25 protein-coding genes are annotated in these 18,205 nt (G+C 65.4%); 17 read left to right on the top strand and 8 right to left on the bottom strand.

Annotated elements, in window-relative coordinates:
• From NMB43_RS15785 to NMB43_RS15815, 7 genes are all read right to left on the bottom strand, one after another.
• On the bottom strand, positions 1–1,209 hold the full coding sequence (locus NMB43_RS15785) for an ExeA family protein (protein WP_494349117.1): 1,209 nt from the start codon (positions 1,207–1,209) through the stop codon (positions 1–3).
• 61 nt (positions 1,210–1,270) lie between these two features.
• A complete protein-coding gene (locus NMB43_RS15790) occupies positions 1,271–1,702 on the bottom strand; it encodes a hypothetical protein (RefSeq protein WP_494349118.1) in 432 nt (143 codons plus the stop codon).
• Positions 1,703–1,796: 94 nt separating this feature from the next.
• Entirely contained in the window at positions 1,797–1,958 is a 162-nt protein-coding gene (locus tag NMB43_RS15795; protein WP_494349119.1) for a hypothetical protein, read from the bottom strand.
• A gap of 8 nt (positions 1,959–1,966) precedes the next feature.
• Positions 1,967–3,733, bottom strand: a complete 1,767-nt coding sequence (locus tag NMB43_RS15800) for a hypothetical protein (RefSeq protein ID WP_494349120.1) — start codon at positions 3,731–3,733, stop codon at positions 1,967–1,969.
• A 1-nt stretch (position 3,734) separates the two neighbouring features.
• Entirely contained in the window at positions 3,735–4,622 is an 888-nt protein-coding gene (locus NMB43_RS15805) for a hypothetical protein (RefSeq protein ID WP_494349121.1), read from the bottom strand.
• A 26-nt stretch (positions 4,623–4,648) separates the two neighbouring features.
• Entirely contained in the window at positions 4,649–4,945 is a 297-nt protein-coding gene (locus NMB43_RS15810) for a helix-turn-helix domain-containing protein (RefSeq protein WP_494349122.1), read from the bottom strand.
• A complete protein-coding gene (locus NMB43_RS15815) occupies positions 4,942–5,430 on the bottom strand; it encodes a MerR family transcriptional regulator (protein ID WP_494349123.1) in 489 nt (162 codons plus the stop codon). Before NMB43_RS15815 ends, NMB43_RS15810 begins: the two co-directional genes overlap by 4 nt.
• A 90-nt stretch (positions 5,431–5,520) precedes the next feature.
• Here NMB43_RS15815 and NMB43_RS15820 point away from each other — a divergent pair, with 90 nt between their 5' ends.
• Positions 5,521–5,733, top strand: coding sequence for a hypothetical protein (locus tag NMB43_RS15820; RefSeq protein ID WP_494349124.1), 213 nt, complete (start codon positions 5,521–5,523; stop codon positions 5,731–5,733).
• A gap of 49 nt (positions 5,734–5,782) precedes the next feature.
• Here NMB43_RS15820 and NMB43_RS15825 read toward each other — a convergent pair whose 3' ends face one another.
• Positions 5,783–6,067 (bottom strand): helix-turn-helix domain-containing protein, encoded by a 285-nt coding sequence (locus NMB43_RS15825; protein WP_494349125.1) that lies wholly within the window; start codon positions 6,065–6,067, stop codon positions 5,783–5,785.
• 200 nt (positions 6,068–6,267) lie between these two features.
• Between NMB43_RS15825 and NMB43_RS15830 the strand changes: the two genes are divergently transcribed.
• From NMB43_RS15830 to NMB43_RS15905, 16 genes are all read left to right on the top strand, one after another.
• On the top strand, positions 6,268–6,549 hold the full coding sequence (locus NMB43_RS15830; RefSeq protein WP_494349126.1) for a hypothetical protein: 282 nt from the start codon (positions 6,268–6,270) through the stop codon (positions 6,547–6,549).
• Between the two features lie 330 nt (positions 6,550–6,879).
• On the top strand, positions 6,880–7,098 hold the full coding sequence (locus tag NMB43_RS15835) for a hypothetical protein (RefSeq protein ID WP_494349127.1): 219 nt from the start codon (positions 6,880–6,882) through the stop codon (positions 7,096–7,098).
• Positions 7,099–7,108: 10 nt separating this feature from the next.
• Positions 7,109–7,591: a carboxypeptidase-like regulatory domain-containing protein gene (locus tag NMB43_RS15840; protein ID WP_494349128.1), complete on the top strand. Its 483-nt coding sequence runs from the start codon at positions 7,109–7,111 to the stop codon at positions 7,589–7,591.
• A gap of 116 nt (positions 7,592–7,707) precedes the next feature.
• Positions 7,708–8,220 carry an N-acetylmuramoyl-L-alanine amidase gene (locus tag NMB43_RS15845; RefSeq protein WP_494349129.1) on the top strand — a complete coding sequence of 171 codons (513 nt, stop codon included), beginning with the start codon at positions 7,708–7,710 and terminating at the stop codon, positions 8,218–8,220.
• The gene (locus NMB43_RS15850) at positions 8,220–8,750 is read left to right on the top strand and encodes a hypothetical protein (RefSeq protein ID WP_494349130.1); all 531 of its coding nucleotides are present in this window, start codon (positions 8,220–8,222) and stop codon (positions 8,748–8,750) included. The genes NMB43_RS15845 and NMB43_RS15850 overlap by 1 nt, the downstream gene beginning before the upstream one ends.
• 8 nt (positions 8,751–8,758) lie before the next feature.
• Entirely contained in the window at positions 8,759–9,073 is a 315-nt protein-coding gene (locus NMB43_RS15855) for a hypothetical protein (RefSeq protein ID WP_494349131.1), read from the top strand.
• Complete coding sequence (locus tag NMB43_RS15860) at positions 9,070–9,255, top strand: TraR/DksA C4-type zinc finger protein (RefSeq protein ID WP_494349132.1); 186 nt, start codon at positions 9,070–9,072, stop codon at positions 9,253–9,255. The genes NMB43_RS15855 and NMB43_RS15860 overlap by 4 nt, the downstream gene beginning before the upstream one ends.
• Positions 9,248–9,580, top strand: a complete 333-nt coding sequence (locus tag NMB43_RS15865; RefSeq protein ID WP_494349133.1) for a DUF2730 family protein — start codon at positions 9,248–9,250, stop codon at positions 9,578–9,580. Before NMB43_RS15860 ends, NMB43_RS15865 begins: the two co-directional genes overlap by 8 nt.
• Positions 9,577–9,876, top strand: coding sequence for a VpaChn25_0724 family phage protein (locus NMB43_RS15870; protein WP_494349134.1), 300 nt, complete (start codon positions 9,577–9,579; stop codon positions 9,874–9,876). Before NMB43_RS15865 ends, NMB43_RS15870 begins: the two co-directional genes overlap by 4 nt.
• A 170-nt stretch (positions 9,877–10,046) precedes the next feature.
• A complete protein-coding gene (locus tag NMB43_RS15875; protein WP_494349135.1) occupies positions 10,047–10,598 on the top strand; it encodes a DUF3486 family protein in 552 nt (183 codons plus the stop codon).
• Between the two features lie 82 nt (positions 10,599–10,680).
• Entirely contained in the window at positions 10,681–12,327 is a 1,647-nt protein-coding gene (locus tag NMB43_RS15880; RefSeq protein WP_494349136.1) for a hypothetical protein, read from the top strand.
• A gap of 160 nt (positions 12,328–12,487) precedes the next feature.
• Positions 12,488–14,041 (top strand): hypothetical protein, encoded by a 1,554-nt coding sequence (locus NMB43_RS15885; protein ID WP_494349137.1) that lies wholly within the window; start codon positions 12,488–12,490, stop codon positions 14,039–14,041.
• Between the two features lie 2 nt (positions 14,042–14,043).
• A complete protein-coding gene (locus NMB43_RS15890; RefSeq protein WP_494349138.1) occupies positions 14,044–14,907 on the top strand; it encodes a putative phage head morphogenesis protein in 864 nt (287 codons plus the stop codon).
• A 134-nt stretch (positions 14,908–15,041) separates the two neighbouring features.
• The gene (locus tag NMB43_RS15895) at positions 15,042–15,281 is read left to right on the top strand and encodes a hypothetical protein (protein ID WP_494349139.1); all 240 of its coding nucleotides are present in this window, start codon (positions 15,042–15,044) and stop codon (positions 15,279–15,281) included.
• A gap of 11 nt (positions 15,282–15,292) precedes the next feature.
• Positions 15,293–17,608, top strand: a complete 2,316-nt coding sequence (locus tag NMB43_RS15900; protein WP_494349140.1) for a phage major capsid protein — start codon at positions 15,293–15,295, stop codon at positions 17,606–17,608.
• 97 nt (positions 17,609–17,705) lie between these two features.
• On the top strand, positions 17,706–18,203 hold the full coding sequence (locus NMB43_RS15905) for a phage tail fiber protein (protein ID WP_494349141.1): 498 nt from the start codon (positions 17,706–17,708) through the stop codon (positions 18,201–18,203).
• Positions 18,204–18,205 lie beyond the last annotated feature (2 nt).

Genomic DNA, 18,205 nt, shown 5'->3' on the forward strand with positions numbered 1-18,205 from the left:
TCAGCACCCCTTCACGATGGCGGCGTCGACCTTGTCCGCGCCCAGTTCGGCGGCAGCGTTCAGGGCCTTCACCAGCAGGTTGTTGACCAACAGCGGGTACAGCATCGACACCGCACCAGCCGTTTGGCCGGGGCGCTGCACACTGCGGCGCAGCTTGCCGCGCACGGCGTCCCACGTGCTGTCGTCGAAGAGCTGATGCGCCTGCTTGCTGCAGCGGGCCAGCTTGTGGCTGGTGTAGCTTTCCAGCTCATCGTCCAGCGGCAGCAACTGCGCAATCTCCAGGCGTCGTGCCACCTCGCGCGCTTCGCCCTGTGCGTGTTCGCCCAGCTTCGAGAGGATTTCCGGCTGCCCGATCAGGATGATCGACACCAGCCGCTTCCAGCCGCTCTTGAATTCGTGGAAGCGCTTGAGCTGCTTCAAGGCATGCACCGACAAGTCGTGCGCCTCCTCGAACAGAATGACATTCGTGTTGCCTGCCGCCGCGCTATCGGCCAGCAGTTGAATGGCCTGGCGCGTGAGCGGTTCGTTGCGCTGCTTCACCACCGCGTCCGGATCCAGATCGCGCACGATGGCTTCCAGAATGCCCACGCCGCTCAGCTTCTGCTTCTCCGGCAGCATCGGCTGGATCAGCCGGATCGGGTGGCCTTCGCGCTGAATGCGGTCGCGCGTCCAGTCCATGATGGTCGACTTGCCGCTGCCGGACTCGCCCACCAGGGCGAACAGGCGACCATTGCGGATGGCCTCCCACACCGAATCGGCAATGAACTTCTGGTCGGGCCCGAACCACACATCCTCCGCCCCTTGCGGGTCGGCGTTGAAGGGGTCGGAGAACAGGCCGAACTTGCGTTTGGCAGCAGCGCTGAGCATGTGTCGTTCCTCATAGTCAAAGGGTTCATCAGTCACGGGTGCGGGCTTGGCGCCCGCGCGCTGAAAGGCACTCACGGCGGGGCCGTGTTCCGCGATCTGGTCTTCCAGCACCGCGAACAGGTCTTCGTCGTGCGCCTCGGGGCGGCCCAGCTGTTCCAGCAGCTCGCGGATCTGCTTCTCCAGCCAGGGGCGCGGGGTCTTGGTGGGCCAGATGTCGCGGCCCAGGATCAGGCTGACGGTCGATTCGCTGAACGTCTTGCCGTTCTGCTGGCGCAGCAGGCTGCCGAACTTCTTCATCGTCAGGCCGGCAGACGCCACCACGTCGCGGAGCTTTAGTGGCATGTAAGGGAGCCTCCAGTAGATTTCGCGGGGGCTGGGTTCGGTGCGCTTGGCGTGTGCCATGTCAGAACCCCAGCTTCAGTTGAGCGGCCACGAACGCGGTGCGCTTACCCACCGAGGGGGCACCGATCAGCTCGATGGCCACGCGTTGCGTGATGCGGATTTCGACCGTCGGCGCCACCATCACCGGCAGGTCGTAGCCGGTGACCAGGCCACCCATCAGCCCGGCGCGGATGGGGCCGGCTTCCAGCGGGCGCCAGGCGTAACCGACATAGACCGTGTCCTTGTCGTAGCTATTGCGGTAGTAGCCGGCGATGGCCCCTTCGCACTCGATACCGATGCCGGGGTTGGTTTCCTTCCACTCCTGCGAGCGGTCGAAGTGGTGGCTGATGCCGGCCACCGTGAGGGCGCAGCCCTCGTCGGCCGGCGTTTCCGCGTGTGCGCTGGTGGCCAGCAAGGCCAGCAGCAGCGGGATGACGTACTTGCTGTTGCTCATTTACACTACCTCCTGCGATTGCTCCTGCGGTTGCAACGGGTGCCCTGCCAGGCCCCCACCCAACGCCCTGTCGGTTAGCGCCGACGGGGCGTTTTCATTCCCGATACTTCGTTTCGCGCACGTAACACCCACTCACGCCCAGCGAGTGCGCGCCGCCGTGCAAGTCGGCCGTCACCGGCCTTTCCTCTTCTTCACGCTTCTGCTGCTCGCGCACATCCGGGTCCAGCGGCGGCAGCGGGGTCGGTTGCTGTTCCATGTGGCACCTCACATGCCACCTGCGGCACGCACGGGCTGTGCGGCGCGGGCAGCGGCTTCCAGTTCATCCGCCACGCTGGCGGGCACCTCGTCGCCGTATTCGGCGCGCAGGCGGGCATACAGGTCCGGGCTGCGGTCGCCAGCCGCCTTGAGTCGGCGCACCACATCCACCAGGGCAACGGGGGGCAGCTCGCGGGCGGCAATGCTCACTGCATGCTCGGTGCCGCGCTTCGTCAGGTACTGCGGCACACTTACCTGCTCGAAGTCTGCGAACGGGTTGATCTCGCCCTCGAAGGCGTTCTCGCGCGCCTTGCGGGCGGCCCTGGCCTCGGCCTCGGTGGGCACGTCGTAAGCCATTTGGTTGATCTTCTTGAGCTGGCGCTCGGCGGCCGATTCCGGCAGCGCCTTGATCTCTTCGCCCCACACGTTGCCGCTCTCGATGAAGCCGAAGTCGTCGCGCGCCACCGGCTCCACCGTCCAGGCCTGCTCCTTGCCCTCGGTGTCCAGCATCAGCACGTCGATGGCCGGCGCGCGGTACGGATTGACCACCACGCGCACCTTCTCGCGGATCGCCACGCCGGGGATGTGGCGCAGGTCGTAGGTCTGCGAGCCATAGCCGCTGACGGCATAGCTGATCAGCAACTGGTCGCTCACCGTGCGCTCCACCGGCGCCGTCGTCACCAGCTCGCGGCACAGCTCGATGGGGGGCGCGAGGCGCAACTGGTCTTGCTTGATGCGCATCCACGCGGCATAGCGCGTCATCCCGTGGCGGCTGTGCTTGGCCTTGCTGCAGTGCGCGCGGCGCACCATGTCGGCGCGCTCGTTCAGCTCCTGCAGGTTGGCCGGGTTCCACAGCGCGAGGCGGCTCTCAAACACCATTTCCCACACGTTGTGCGAGCCCTCCACCTGCCCCTTGGCGCGCGGGTTGCCCGGCGCATGGATGATCACCCGCACGCCGAGGCGGTCCAGCAGATTGCGGGCCACCGCAGCGCGGCCGGCAGCGCCTGCATCCATCACCAGGATCATCGGCACGCCGTGCATCGGCTCACCGTTCGGCCGCGCCTGGATGGCCTCCAGGAAAAACTCGATGAAGCTCATCGCGTCTTCATGGCCTGCCATGTAGCGCACGAAGTAGGCGCCACTGGCGTGGCTGGTGATCATCCAGCGCGTGCAGAGGTCGCGCTGCACGCGGGCGACGGCATCGGGCTTGTTCTTGTACACCTCGGCATCGTCCAGGTGCTGGATGCCGCGCACGCCGCCATCGGGCGCGTAGAACAGCGTGGCGACGCTCATGTCGATCTGCCACACATGGTTCGGGTGCAGGCTGCGCATGCTGAGTGCCGGATGGCCGGCTTCGAGCTGCTCGGGGTGGCAGTTGTAGGCGCGCATCGCGCGGGCCAGCGTGGTGGCGGACACCATGCTCACCTCGCCGGTCTCCTCGTCTGCCACGCCGATGCCATTGGCTTCCAGCAGCTCGCGGGCGGCGCGCATGCTGTGGGTGCGCTTGCCATTGGCGCGCGTGCCCAGGTGCACCAGCCCGGCCGCCTTCAGCGCCACATCCTCAGGCACAGACAGCCGGCCTTTGTCGGCGCGCGGCTTGCGGCCCGCGTCATACAGGCCCAGCTCTTTCAGCCGCGCGTAGATGGTGGCCTTGTTCATGCACAGGCGCACTTCGGCCTCGGCCATGATGGTGGCCTTTTCGCCGTGGCGGGCAACAGCCAGCCGCGCGGCAAGCGAGCGCATCAGTTCGAGTTCGGGCAGCGCGCCGGCTTGCATGTCAGGCCTCCAGGCTCAGCGGATCGACGATGGCTTGGAAGTTCACCGGCATGCCACGCTCGTTGGCGATCTGCGCCACGCGCTGGAACAACCAGGTGACCGTCTGCTCTGCCAGCGTGGTGCGTGCCTCGGTGCGCTCCACCAGGCAGTCGGCGACAGCCAGATCGAACTTCTGGATCGCGCCCAGCATTTCCAGCGCGGCCTCCTGGAAGGTCTTGACCGCGTGCTGCTCGCGCTCCACGGCGAGGCGGCGCTCAACGTCCTTGCCACCGTGCGTCAGCTTGTCGAGCTGTTCGTTTGCGCGGTCCAGCGCCTCATTCTTCGCCGCGACGATGCGCTGCTGCGAGTCTTCGGCCGCCTTCGATTCGGCGCGTGCCTCGCGCAGTGCCCGGCGTAGCTCGCTGGTCGACATGGTGTCGACATCGTCCAGCGTCAGGCCCAGCACGCTGCCGCCGTTCGCCAGCTCGGCGGTCTGGTCTTCGTCCAGCACCAGCAGCTCGTAGAGCTTGCCGCGCCCGATGTTGGCGAAGGCGTCTTCCTTGCCTTCCGGCATCGTCAGCAGGAACTTGCGCGCCGCCTGCATCGAGCGGTATGCCACGCGGGGCTCCAGCCCCACGCGAATCAGCAAGTCGGAAAAACTGTTCTCGGGCTCGTTCTCGCGCATCTGGATCAGCGTGCGGCCCATCTCCAGCATCACCTGCGCGCCGGCCGCCATGAGGCCGCGCAGGCGGGCGACGGCCGCCTCCTGGTTGTACGGCGCCATGTCGCCGATGGCATCGCGCACCGCCATCTCATGGGCTGAGGCATCGCGTTGCAGGGCCACGACCTTGCCTGCATCCAGCACGGGTGCTTGAGCGGGTTCGGTCGGTGTCTGTTTTGCACGTGGCATGTTCAATCTCCGGTAGTAGTGGCCGCTCAGGCGGCGGAAAGCACGCGCTGCTGGTACTCCTGCAGGCGCGCGGATTTACGGCCGATCTCGGCGGCGGTGGCGGTGGCGATCTGCACCATCAGCAGGCTCAGCGCCCAGCGGCCGCTATCGAGCTTCACCACCATCTGTTCCTCTGCCAGCGTCTCCAGGCAGCGCAGCACGGTGCTGTCGTTCTCCTTGAGCGCCTGGCTGATCTCACGCAGCGTCAAGCCATCCAACGCATGGCCATTCAGCACACGCATCAGGCGGCACACGCGACGCACGGCGCGGTTGTCTTCTTTCATTGCGGGAACTCCAGTTCGGGTTGGGCGTGCTTGGTCACATTCACGCGGTGGAACGCCAGGTCTTGCATTGCGGTGGCGATGGCATCGAGCGTGTTCTCTGCCGTCTCACGGCCGCTGTAGAACGCCATCAGTGCGCCCTGGGCGGTGTGCATGCTCCAGGCGAATGCCGTCAGGTCTTCGGCCGTCGCTGTGCGGCCGCTGGGGATGTCGATGGTCAGCAGGTCGGCGCTGGCCGCGATGTAGCGCGTCACCAGCTTGATGCCGCAGGCCAGCTCATACGGGCGGATCATGTTGGCCGGCATGCGACCCTCGGCGATCCACTTGTAGAGCGTCCATTTATCGACGCCCATGCGCTCGGCGATGCGGTCGACCGACAGGTTGGCCGCCTCCAGCGCGTAGTCCTTGCAACCCTCCAGCGCGCTGCGCAAGTCGGTCGGCTGCAGGTTCTTCCAATACCTGGCGCGGTTTGGATTCAGGCGCGGCATACACCCTCCAAACAAATCGCGGCATTGCATGCAGCGAAAACAAATTGCGGTGCGTAGAATTCAGCCCATACACACACAGGGGTGGCAGACATGGACGAACTGCAGGCGAAGGTGGATGCGACCGCAAACGCGATGCTGGTGTTAGTAGCCATGCTTCACCGTGCCGGGTCGGTTTCGGGGCCGTCAGTGGCCGGCGCGTGGCAGGAGCGAGCGGCGACGATATCCAGCGAAATGCCGCAGGCCGGGCAGCTGCTTGAGGGATTGGCGAACGAGCTGGCGCGCGCAGCCGCTGCCTGGGCGTAGGGCTCACCCCACACGTTGCCTGAGAGGAGAAATCCGAATGCATCGCGCATTACGCAGCCCTCCCCAGCTCGCGCTCGGCCATCAGCGCGGCGGCTTGCAGCTCGCGCTGAACACCGTCGCGGTTGCGCTTGTAGGTGGCGGGGTACTTGCCGGGCCACAGCCTGTCGACTGGTTGGCCGAGGAACAGGGAAATGATGGTGGCGATGCGGCGGGACTTTGTTTCACCGGAGATCACACGGCTAACGTGAGGCTTGGAGCACTTTGCGCCGGCGGCAATGTCCTCCAGGGTCGCGCCCTTCTTTTTGATAAGGCCAAGAATTTGTTCGGGGGACATCGTTAGGTTCCTTGTGTCGGCTACGACAGCAACGAGAGGGCAACTTTTAAACACCGTTGCCTTAACCGTTTGAGGCAACGAGTTAAGGCAACTTTAGCACAAATTTCTGTACTGCCAAGAAATTTGTGCAGGGGATCGTTTTGTCTTTTGGTGAGCGCCTACGCGAAGAGCGGCTGCGGCACTCCATGTCTCAGCCCACAATGGCTGAGCTGTGTGGTGTGTCGAGAAACTCGCAGATCAATTACGAGAAGGAAGAAGGCAATCCAGGTACCGACTACTGGATTAAGGCCGATGCCTTGGGCGTAGATGTGGGCTACGTAATCACGGGGCGGCGCACCAGGGCTCTGGGTATGCGTCAGCCGCAAGCGAGCTATCTGGAGCCCTCGGAGCGGGAGGTGAGCTTGATCAGCGCGTTCCGGTGCTTGGATGAGAAAGGCAAGCGGGCCGTCGAGCAGATGGTGTCTGCCTTGAAACAGCGTTAACCTGCCCAGATGGGCAAAGATTTGCTGGGGGAATGGATTAGCGTGACTTTGTTCGCAATGTAGGTTTTCGTGTCCCCGGCAATGCTGGGGGCATGCAGTACGTTTGATCCCTGGTGCTGATAACACCAGCGTGTCGAAAAGCGTAGGCGGGAGCGAGGCGGAGGCTTACCTCTGCCGGGTTCCACACGACCGTGATCTGCCGATCATGGCCGGGTGTGCGGCTAATAAAAGACTCCCGCGAGGGGGGAATATGCCCGCCGACCTACGCCGGTTATCAGCACCCGGCCGCCAATCCTGGCGGCCAGGATCAAACGTTGTGGGAGTCGTATCGTGGGACAAGTGGGGCAAGTACAAGAACCGGGCTATTTCATCCCGGAGCAGGAGTGGGCCGAGCTGGAAGATGCAGCATCGGCCTTGGGGGCGGTCACGGAAATGCTGGATGGGCCGCAGCGGCATGTGCAGATGGACAGCAGTCGCCTCGGCTCGCTGTTGCGCATGTTCCGCAACCGGATGAATCATGTGCGTGCATCGGCGCGCTTTGTTTCGTAGGGATGGGACTATGAAGACAGTCAAAAGCTATTTTGTGCTTTGGTTGGCCTGTTTTTTCGTTGTGGCGTGTGCTGGCACCAAGCCCTACAAGTTGCCGGAGTTTCCAGAGTCAGAGTTTCAATCGCTTCCAAAAGGCGGGTCAGCTGCCGTGTCTGGGCAGGCGTTCCTAAAGACGCGGGGCGGCGATGTGAAGCTTGCGGCAGGAAACATGGTCGCGCTTTTTCCTGACACGAGCTATACCCGGAGCTGGTTTTCGCTCCACGTGCAGCGAGGGAAAAGAACGACGCCGCTTGATCCAAGGCTTGATCAGTACACGAAAACCACGACTGCGGATGCAAGCGGTCGCTTTGCCTTCAGTAACGTGCCGTCAGGCAGATATCTAGTTTTGACGCACGTCACCTGGGATAACGGTGTTTCTACGCAGGGCGGCAACGTTTATTCGTGGATCACTCTGGCTGAAGGTGAAAAGCGCGAACTCATCCTGAGCTGGTGAGTGGTTTTGGTTGTGCCTACAGCGCCCGCCAAGTGCGGGCGTTGTTGTTTCTGACGCGCTGATTTTCCCAAGGGCTTTGCCTCGGCAGGCTTCGCGCGCGCGCGGAGACTGCGCGAATGGACACGCCAAGCCGCCCCATCGATCTGATCGTCATCCACTGCACGGCCACGCCAAATGGCCGCTGGACGACGGTTGAAGACGTGGATCAGTGGCACCGCGCACGCGGCTTCTCGCGCCGCCCGGCTGCCATGCGCGCGCTCAATCCGCGCCTGTCCGCCGTTGGCTATCACTGGCTCATCTACACCAATGGCGCCCGCGTCAACGGCCGCAGCGTGGCCGAGGTGGGCGCGCATGCCCAGGGCTACAACGAGCGATCGCTCGGCCTGTGCGTGGTGGGTACCGACGCTTTTTCGCCCGAGCAATGGGCCGCCCTGGCTGACCAGGTGCGCTGGCTGTGCGGCGAGCTGCGCATTCCCTTGCAGACACCCGATTTCAAGTCGCCGCGCCCGCGTGGGGTATGCGGCCACCGTGAGCTGCCCGGCGTGGCAAAGGCCTGCCCCGGCTTCGATGTCGCCAAGTGGCTGGCGGGCGGCTTGCTGCCCGGCGCACTACACAAAGGAGCGAAGTGATGCCGCCGCTGCTGCCCGTCATTGCAGGCCTGGCGCAGTTCGCGCCGCAGATCATGCGCTTCTTCGGGGCCAGTGACGACAGCGCACAGGCCGCTGAGAAGATCGTCAGCATCGCCCAGCAGGTCAGCGGCGCCAAGACGCCCGAAGAGGCCCTCGAACTCATCAAGGCCGACGCGGCGGCGCAGGCCGAGTTCCGCCGCCGCACGCTGGAGGTGGATGCCGAGCTGGAGCAAGCCTATCTGGCCGACCGGCAGAACGCACGGGCGCGTGACATCGCCCTCGCGCAGGCCGGCTTCCGCAATCGGCGGGCCGACCTGATGGTGTTGGCAGATGCCATCGGCCTGGTCGCTTGCCTGGTTGTGCTGATCTTCTACCGCAAGGAAATACCGGGTGAGGTGGTGGGCATCCTCGGCACCATCGCCAGCATCTTCGGTGTGTGCCTGCGCGATGCGCACCAGTTCGAGTTCGGCAGCTCGCGCGGCAGCCGCGAAAAAGACCAGTTGCTGGCCGGCACCGGAGGTGCGCGATGACCCCCTGCATGACCCTCGAACCCCTCACCAGCATCGCGCGCTTCTGGGCGCCTGGCTCCGCGTTTCCCGAGCCCTACCGCGCCACCGTGGTGGTCAATCACGAATTCCGCGACGTGGCCGTGATCGAGGCCGCCACCGGCCGCCTGAGCCGGCGCGACCTGCGCGAACTGGGTGAGGCCCTGTGGCAGGCCGGTGTGCGCACCGTCAAAGCCTGGCGCCCGGTCGGCCACATGGTGCCGGGTGGCCGCATCGAGGGACAGAGCGACACGCATGTGCTGTGGGCCATCGACCTCGCGCGCGTGCTGGGCAAGGTGCCGGCATGAGTGCCGACCACGCGCACGACTGGCAGGCCACCAGCGAGAAATGGTGCCTGGGCTGTGGCAACCGCATCCCCGATGCGCGCCGCCGCGAGCAGCCGCACGTGAAGTATTGCGACGAGTGCAAGGGCAACGGTCTGGCCCGAGAACACCAACAACCACACCGGGGAGGCCGGGACTGTGACTGAGTACAAAGACGTGGCCAGCGTGGCCTGGCCTGCCGTTTCGCTGCTGGCGAACCTGTGGATGTGGTTCATGTTGCGCCGCATCGAGCAGCGCAAGGCCGACGAGGCGCAGATCGAGGGGATCAAGGTCCAGCTCAACGCGCACGGCAATCGCCTCACCGCGCTGGAGAGTGATGCCGAGGCAGGACCTGACAAGGATGACATCAAGGAACTGCACGGTCGCGTGACCGCGCTCACCGAAGAGCTGCACGAACTGACCGGCGCCTTCAAGGCGGCGAATCACACCCTGCAGCTCATCCAGGAACACATGCTGCGAGGTGGCAAATGAACAGCTTTCAGCAATTGCAGACCGAAGACCGCCGCCTCGTGCTGCTGCGCCTGCTGGCCGAGAGCAGCGGCTACCGCGCCAACCTGTACCTGTTGCAGACCGCATGCAGCGGCTTCGGCCACGACGTGAGCCAGGACCGCCTGCATGCCGACATCGACTGGCTTGAAGAGCAGGCGCTCGTCTCCACCGAAGGCGTGGCCGGCGTGTGCATCGTCACGCTCACCCAGCGCGGGCTGGATGTCGCACAAGGCCGCGCGCACTGCACGGGCGTCAAGCGGCCACTGCCGGGGGCGTGACATGGAGACCCTCGCGGCGTTTCTATTTCTTGCCCTCGCGGTTTTCGGGGCCTGCGGTCTAGTCAAGGACATCACTGGAGCCTGCACCCTTCCGGGGCTGATCGCCTGCGCACTGGGCGGCGTTGCCGTTGTCGCTGTATTGGCCTCCATCATTCGCAGGGGGGCGTGACATGCCACGCAAATCAAGCATCCAGGAACTGCCCAAACCGCTGCGCGAGGCGCTCGACACGCTCATCCGCGAGGGCCGCCACACGCTGGACGACATCCTCGCCAAGCTCGCGGAGCTGAACAACGGCGCCGAGCCCGTCAGCCGCTCGGCCCTCGGGCGCTACACCAAGCGCGCCGAGGCACAGATGCAGGCCTACCGCGAGGCGCAGGAAGTGTCGAAGGTCTGGCTGGCGAAGCTGGAGGCCGAGCCCAACGGCGATGTGGCACGCCTGCTGCCTGAGATGCTGCGCATGGTCTGCTTCAACACCATCGGCAGCCTGGACGAGCGCGAAGAGCCGCCAGAAGCGATGGAGGTGATGCTGCTCGCCAAGGCGCTGGATCACCTGGGCAAGGCCAGCGGCGCCCACCTTGCCATCGAGCTGAAGCTGCGCGAGGTGCGTGCGAAGGCCAAGGCGACCGCCGAAGAGGTCGTGAAGAAAATCAAGAGCGCTGGGCTATCGGATACGGCGGCGGATGAAATCCGTGCGCAGATTCTGGGCATTGGGGGTAAGTGATGGCGCGGCTCGTATGGGGTGTGAAGCTCCAACCCGGCGCGCTCTGGCTTGGCGCCCACTATTCTCGCCACCATCGTCGCTGGTGCATCAATGTCGTGCCCTGCGTGACGATCTGGGTGTGCTTGCCTGGCGGGGTGGCGCCGTGATGCATGACGCCGCCGAGCTGGAACCACGCGATCAGCGTGCGCCTGCCGCCTTCCTCGGCTATCAGCAGCGCTGGGCAGCCGACACCAACCCCGTCAAGGTGTGCGAGAAGAGCCGCCGTATCGGCCTCTCCTGGGGCGAAGCCGGCGACTCCGCGCTGTTGGCGGCGCAGACCAGCGGCATGGACGTGTGGTACATCGGCTACACGAAAGACATGGCCGAGGAGTTCATCCGCGACTGCGGCGACTGGCTCCGCTTCTACGGCATGGCAGCCGGCGAGATCGAAGAAGGTGAAGAAGTCTTCATCGACGGCGAAGAAAAAAAGAGCATCCTCACCTTCACCATCCGCTGCGCGTCCGGTCACCGCATCACCGCGCTGTCGAGCAGCCCGCGCAACCTGCGCGGCAAGCAAGGCCGCGTCATCATCGACGAAGCCGCGTTCCACACCAACCTGGCCGAGCTGCTGAAGGCGGCGATGGCGCTGCTGATCTGGGGCGGTCAGGTGCATGTGATCAGCACCCACGACGGCGACGCCAACCCGTTCAACGAGCTGGTGCAGGACGTCCGCGCCGGCAAGTTCCCCTACAGCCTGCACACCATCACCTTCCAGAACGCGCTGGACGATGGCCTGTACGAGCGTGTGTGCCTGCGTCGTGACGTGAAGCCGACGCCCGAAGACAAGGCCATCTGGGTCAAGGGCATCTATGCGCAGTACGGCAGCAACGCCGCCGAGGAACTGGATTGCATCCCCAAGAACGGCTCCGGCGCCTGGCTGACCCGTGCGCTCATCGAGGCGCGCATGAAGGCCGAGCTGCCGGTGCTGCGCTGGGCGCCGCCGTCGGAAGACTTCGTGCACTGGGCCGCGCACCTGCGCACGGCCGAGATGCGCGAGTGGTGCGAGGCGAACCTGCTGCCGCTGCTGCTGACGCTGGACCCCACGGCCCCCAGCTACTTCGGCGAAGACTTTGGCCGCACCGGCGACCTGACGGTTCTGGTTCCTGCACAGCTGCTGAGCAACCTGCGGCGGCGCGTGCCGTTCCTGGTCGAGCTGCGCAACTGCCCCTTCGACCAGCAGTGGGAGGTGGTGCAGTACATCCTCGACCGCCTGCCCAACTTCCGCCACGGCAAGTTCGACGCACGCGGCAACGGCCAGTACATCGCCGAGAAGGCCATGCAGAAGTACGGCGCCAGCCGCATCGAGCAGGTGATGCTCTCGCGCCCCTGGTACCGCGATAACACCGCGCCGCTCAAGGCGGCCTTTGAAGACGGCGGCATCGAGCTGCCCAAGGACCGCTTCGTACTCGACGACCTGCGCATGGTGGTGGTCGACAAGGGCATCCCCTTGATCCCCGACACGCGCACCGAGGGCGCAGACGGTGGCAAGCGCCACGGTGACTCGGCGGTGGCGCTGATGCTGGCCTACGCCGCCACGCGTGAGGAGGTTCCACCCGCCGCCAGCGCCAGCACCGAGCAAGACCACGACGCCTACCGCGCGCAGCGCCAGGCCGGTCGGCTGGGTGGCATGGCGGCAAAGCGGCCCAGTGGATTCGTGGGGCTCGCGGGGCGGATGGGGCGGCATCGATAGGTCGACGCGCGTAAACCGCGCAGGAGCGATTTTCGGGGTGCGCTGCGGTGTTGGCTGCTGCGCGCCGGTTTGATGGCTTTGCAAAGCGTTTTGCCCCCGGTCGCGGGGCATCGACAACGGGGTGACGATGATGGCGCGCACGATGGGGCGGTTTTCTCGGATGGTGGAGGCGGTTCGGCAGGTGTTTCTCGGTGACAACGAGGAGCCCACCCGCCTGATCGAAGCAGCGGGCGCCGCCACCGACATCGAAGACGACGAGGGCTGGCGCAAACTGAGCGGCGACTCGGCGCGCGACCTCTCGCCGTTGAGCCAGGCGCGCATGCGCGAGACGGCCCTGTGGCTGTGGGACAGCAACCTGCTGGCCAACCGCTGCGTCGAACTGATGAACGCCTTCATCCTCGCCGAGGGCGTCAAGCTCTACGCGCCGCTGCACCTCGAAGACGAGGGCGGCGACGAGGGGGCGGACGAAGGCGCCAAAGAGGCTGCGGTCGCGCTGCAGCGCGAGCGCCAGAAGGTGCTGGACGCCTTCTGGTCCGACCCGATCAACCAGATGGACCTGCGCCTGCCTGACAAGTGCCGCGAGCTGAGCCTGTACGGCGAGCAGTGCTGGCCTGTTTTTACCAACGACATGAGCGGTAAGGTCCGCTTGGGCTACCTGGACCCTGGCCTGATCGACAAGGTGGTCATGGACCCGGACAACCCCGATATCCCCATCGGCGTGGTGACGGTGCGTGACAAGAAAGCCCAGTACCTCAAGCTGCGCGTCATCTACAACGGCGACGAAGCCGAGCTGTTCACCCAGCGCACACAGGCTGCGCGCGAGGGCTTCGCCGACGGCGAGTGCTTCCTCTTCCAGATCAACCGGCTGAGCCAGACGCGGCGCGGCCGCAGCGACCTGCGCACCGTGGCCGACTGGGCTGATGCCTACGAGCAATGGATGTACGGCGAGCTGGAGGGCTACGACTTCCGCCGCGCATTCATTTGGGACTTGAAGGTAACGGGTGCCACGCAGGAAGAGATCGACGCGAAGAAGAAGAAGTGGAAGCAGCCCGCCTCAAGTTCCACCTACATCCACAACGAGAGTGAAGAGCTGGAGGCCAAGAGCCCCACGCTCAACGCGAGCGACACCGCCGAGGGCGCGCGTCTGTTCCGCGAGCATGTGCTGGGTGGATGTACGATCCCCACGCATTGGTTCGGGGGCGGCGGCGACGTGAACCGCAGCACAGGCGAGAGCATGGGCGAGCCGACGTTCAAGATCTTCAGCATGCGGCAGGCGTTCATCCAGGCCATGCTGGTGAAGGTGGGCACCTACGTGCTGCGCCAGCACTACAGTGCGCGCAAGGTCGGACAGATCGCGCATGATGACCCGCGCCTCAAGTGCGAAGCCGTGTTCCCCGAGCTGACCGTGCGCGACACCACCAAGTACGCCGCCGCCCTCTCGCAGGTGGTCACGGCCTCGGTGATGGCGGTGCAGAACGGCAAGATGACCGACGACACCGCCATCAAGCTGATCGCCAGCATTGCCGAACGCCTGGGCGTCGAGATCGATGCCGCCAAGGAATTGCAGGCTGCGCAAAGCGCTGACATGCAGCGCAAAGAGGGCGACGTGTTCCCGCCTTCTGGCGACCCGGGCGACCTGGGTGATGGTGACCCGAACGACCCGGCGCAGCTTGCCGCAGCCAGGGCGGCACGCCAGACGGCGGCCACGGCCTGAGCATGGCCCGCAAGACGCCCAGCCAGACCGCGCGCGAGGCGTTGGCCGACCGCACGCGGCTGATCAACGACACCGACGCCGAGATCCGCGCCATCCTGCAGCTGGCGTCGGATGAGATCACCCGCATCCTCGCCGGTCAGCCCACCGACTACCAGAGCTGGTATCTGCCGCAGTTGCAGCAGCAGATCACCGCCGCGCTGGCGCGCTTCGGCGACCAGGCCGCCCAGGTGGCCGCGCGTGGGCTGGGCGATGCGTGGTCGGGTGGCAGCGCGCTGGTGGATCGCGTGCTGGCCGCCGCCAACGTGCAGGCGGTGCTGCCGGTGATCGACGACGCCCAGCTTCGCGCCATGACCGCCTTCATCACCATGAAGGTCAAGGGCATCACCACCGTGGCGGCGGACGCCATCAACACCCAGGTGGGCTTGGTCATCATCGGGGCGCAATCCCCGTTCGACGCCATCAAGGCCACCCAGGCCCAACTCGGCGAGGCCACGCGCCGCCGTGCCACCGGCATCGTCATCGACAACCTGGCCGCCGCCTACAGCACCGCCAACCAGCGGCGCATGGCGCAGGCGGCAGAGCGGGTGCCGGGGCTGGCCAAACGCTGGGTCAAGTCGGGCAAGCGGCATCCGCGCGTGAATCACGCCGTCATCCACGGGCAGACGGTGCCGGTCGACAAGCCCTTCAAGCTCAACGGCGGCACGTTGCTGATGATGCACCCGCACGACCCCTCGGCCCCCATTGGCGAGCGCATCCACTGCGGCTGCGTCGCTGTGCCGGTGGTGCCGCGCTTCAAGAGCATGGTCTCTCCGCTGCCCGACACGCGCGACGGCGGCACGCCCCTGGCCTCTCTGAGCCGCCGCTGAGCGGTTTTTGCCTCACGCTCAATTTCCCAAGCCCTTTGCCTCGGCTGCCGTTGCGCGCGCGCGGATGATGCGTTTGCGTTCCCCAGGGAACTGAACCAATCAACGCATCCGACTCGATCACGCCAGGAGGCATCATGTCCGATCCCAAGAACCCGCCCGTGCAGGCTGACAAGGCCGCGCTCACCAAGGAAGCCGCCGCCAAGGCAGTCGGCATCAGTCCGGCTCACGTGCTCGCCTTTGCAGACCGCGACGGCGTGGTCGTCGTGGTCACCGTCGATGGCGTGAAGCTGCGCAGCGACGACGCCAAGGGCTGCAAGGCCTACAAGCCCGGCAACGCAACGCCCAAGGCGGCTGAAGCCGCCGCCACCGAGTAAGGCGCCGCATCGTGGCCCTGAAACCCATCCCGGAAGCGGGCCTCACCGAGGCCCAACTGCGCGAGGCAAACGCCACCGAGTTCCGGGCGGTGAGCGAGCTGGTGCGCGCGGCGCTGGCCGTCAAACTGGGCCTGCAATCCATGTACGACGTCGGCTTCGAGGCGATCTACCCGAATCGCGTCGTGGTCGCTGGCGTGGGGTCGCTCGGCCAGCGCGGCCGTTCCTACGCCTACCCCTACACCGTGGGGGCCGACAACCAGGTGCTGATCGGCGAACCGTCCGAAGTCGTCGGCTCGCACATCTCGGTGCGCGAGTCCGTCGCTGCCGCTGGCGACGACGTGGTGCTGATCGAGGCGGTTGGCGAAGCCGATTCCGGCCGCTGGCTGATCCGCGTCATCAAGTCGGGCCTGAGCCTGAACAACGTCTTTTATCCCGACGCCGTGCTGCGCGAGGCGGCCCCGCTGTTCGAGGGCGCGCGCGTGTTCGTGAAGTCCGACGCCCAGCACATCAAGGGCGAAGGCAAGGACGTGCGCAACCTCGAAGGCGGGCTCACCAAACCGCACTTCGTGGAGGGCGCGACCCCGGACACGGGCGAACTGCGCGCCGAGATGGTGCTGATCGAGCCCTCCGGTTCGGTCGCCACCAAGCTGCGCGAGGCCAAGGCCCGCAAGCTCGACAAGCTCATGGGCTTCTCCATCGACGCCGACGGCACCGCCAAGACCGAGCAGCGCGGCAACCGCAAGGTGCGCGTGGCGAAGTCCATCACCAAGGTCAATTCGGTGGATCTGATCGTTGAGCCCGGCGCGGGCGGCGGGCTGATCCGTCTCATCGAAGCCGTGGATCACGGCACTGCAAGCAAGGAGAAAGACATGGCGCTCCGCCAAAGCATGATCGAGGCCATCAAGGCCTACAAGCCGGACTTCGATGGCGCCAATGCCACCGATGATGATATCCAGACTGCCTACCGCGAAGCCGTGACCCACGGTCATAAGCCCGTTGCGGCGGACCACAAGGGCGATGAGACGCTCAAGCAAGTGCGCCTGGTCGAGGCCCGCATCACGGCGCAGGCCGTCATTGCCCAGGCGAAGTTGCCGCTGCCGGCAAAAGACAAGCTCATCGCCCGCTTCGCCGAGGCCACCGAGCCCTTCGGCAAGGCCGATGTTGAGAAGGCCATCGAAGACGAACGCGCCTACCTCGCGCAATTCACCGAGGCCGGTAAGCCGGTCATTGCCTTCGACACCGTCGAGGTCGAAGACCGCAGCGTGAAGATCGCCGACATGCTCGACGCCTTCTTCAACCCGCAGCACAAGAATCACCGCGAAGTGCGCTCGTTCAAGGAGTGCTACATCGAGATGACCGGCGACAAGCGTGTGACTGGCCAGCTGCGCGACTGCGATGTGTCGAAGTTGCGCGAGTCGGTTGGCGCGAACTTCCGCGAGGCGGTGATCACGTCCACCTTTGCCAATGCACTGGGTGATTCCATCACTCGCCGCATGCAGGCGGTCTATGAAGGTGAAACCGATCTGCAGCAATGGCGCAACGTTGCGACGGTCGGTCAGGCCAACGACTTCCGGCTGCAGCAGCGCATGCGCATTGGTGGCTACGGCAACCTGCCCGCAGTGGCTCAGGGCGGCCCCTACACAGCGCTGACTACGCCGGGTGATGAGGCGGCCAGTTTTGCCGTGACCAAGCGTGGCGGCATCGAAACCGTGTCGCTGGAAGCGATCAAGAACGACGACGTGAATGCGCTGCGCCGCATCCCGGTTGAGCTGGCGCTGTCGGCCGCGAACACGCTGTACGAGTTCGTGCTGGACTTCTTCCGCACCAACCCGACCATCTACGACACCGTGGCGCTGTACCACGCGAGCCACGGCAACCTGCTCACCGCTGCGCTCGATGCCACCAGCTTCTCCGCGCACCGCCTGGCGATGGCCAAGCAAACGCGCGCGGGCAGTGCCAAGCGCCTGGGCCTGACGCCGATGCGCATCCTGGTGCCGATTGAGCTGCAGGAAACCGCCTACAACCTCTTCGTGCGCGGCCAGAACCTGGACAAGACCTTCATCCAGGCGGTGAACCCGATGGTGATCGTCGTGCCGTACTGGACGGACACCAACGACTGGGTGACCACCGCCGACCCGGCGAAGCTCCCGGTGTTGGAGATCGACTTCCTCGACGGCCAGGAGCAGCCCGAGCTGTTCGTGCAGGACAGCCCGACGATGGGATCGATGTTCAGCAACGACCAGCTGACCTACAAGATCCGCCACATCTACGGTGGCAACGTGCTGGTCGATGGCTTCAAGGCGACCACCAAGGCCGTCGTGCCCTGATCCACTGACCCCGTGAGGGTGTCTCCTCTGGCCCCGCACTCCCGCAGAGTCCGGGGCCTTTTTTGCAAGTGTTTTTCAGTCTGTGAAAGGAACCGACGTGAAGAAAGCCACCATGTTCATCCGCTGCATCGCTGCCGCCGCACTCATCGCCCTGGCCGCGATGTGCGCGCCCGTCGCCACTGCCGGCGATCTCAGCAACTACCTCGAAACCGCGCTCATCAACCATGTGGCGCGTGGCACGGCCTACACCGCGCCGAGTTCGCTGTACGTGGGCCTCTCCACCTCGGCCTGCAGCGACAGCAGCACCGGCACCGAGGCAAGCTACACGGGTTATGCGCGAACTGCGGTTGCATCCAACACCAGCAACTGGGGGGCGCCGAACACCAGCGGCACCATCAGCAACACCAACGCGATCACGGTGGGCGGGGCGGCCACCAGCGGGCCGCAGACGGTGACGCACGTCATCATCATGGACGCCAGTACCAGCGGGAATCTGCTGTGGTGCATCGCGCTCTCGGCCAGCAAGACGATCAATAGCGGCGACCCGGCTCCGGTCTTTCCTGCCGGGTCGCTGCAGCTCTGGGCCGACCAGTAGCA

The organism is Uliginosibacterium sangjuense (genome assembly GCF_059132465.1).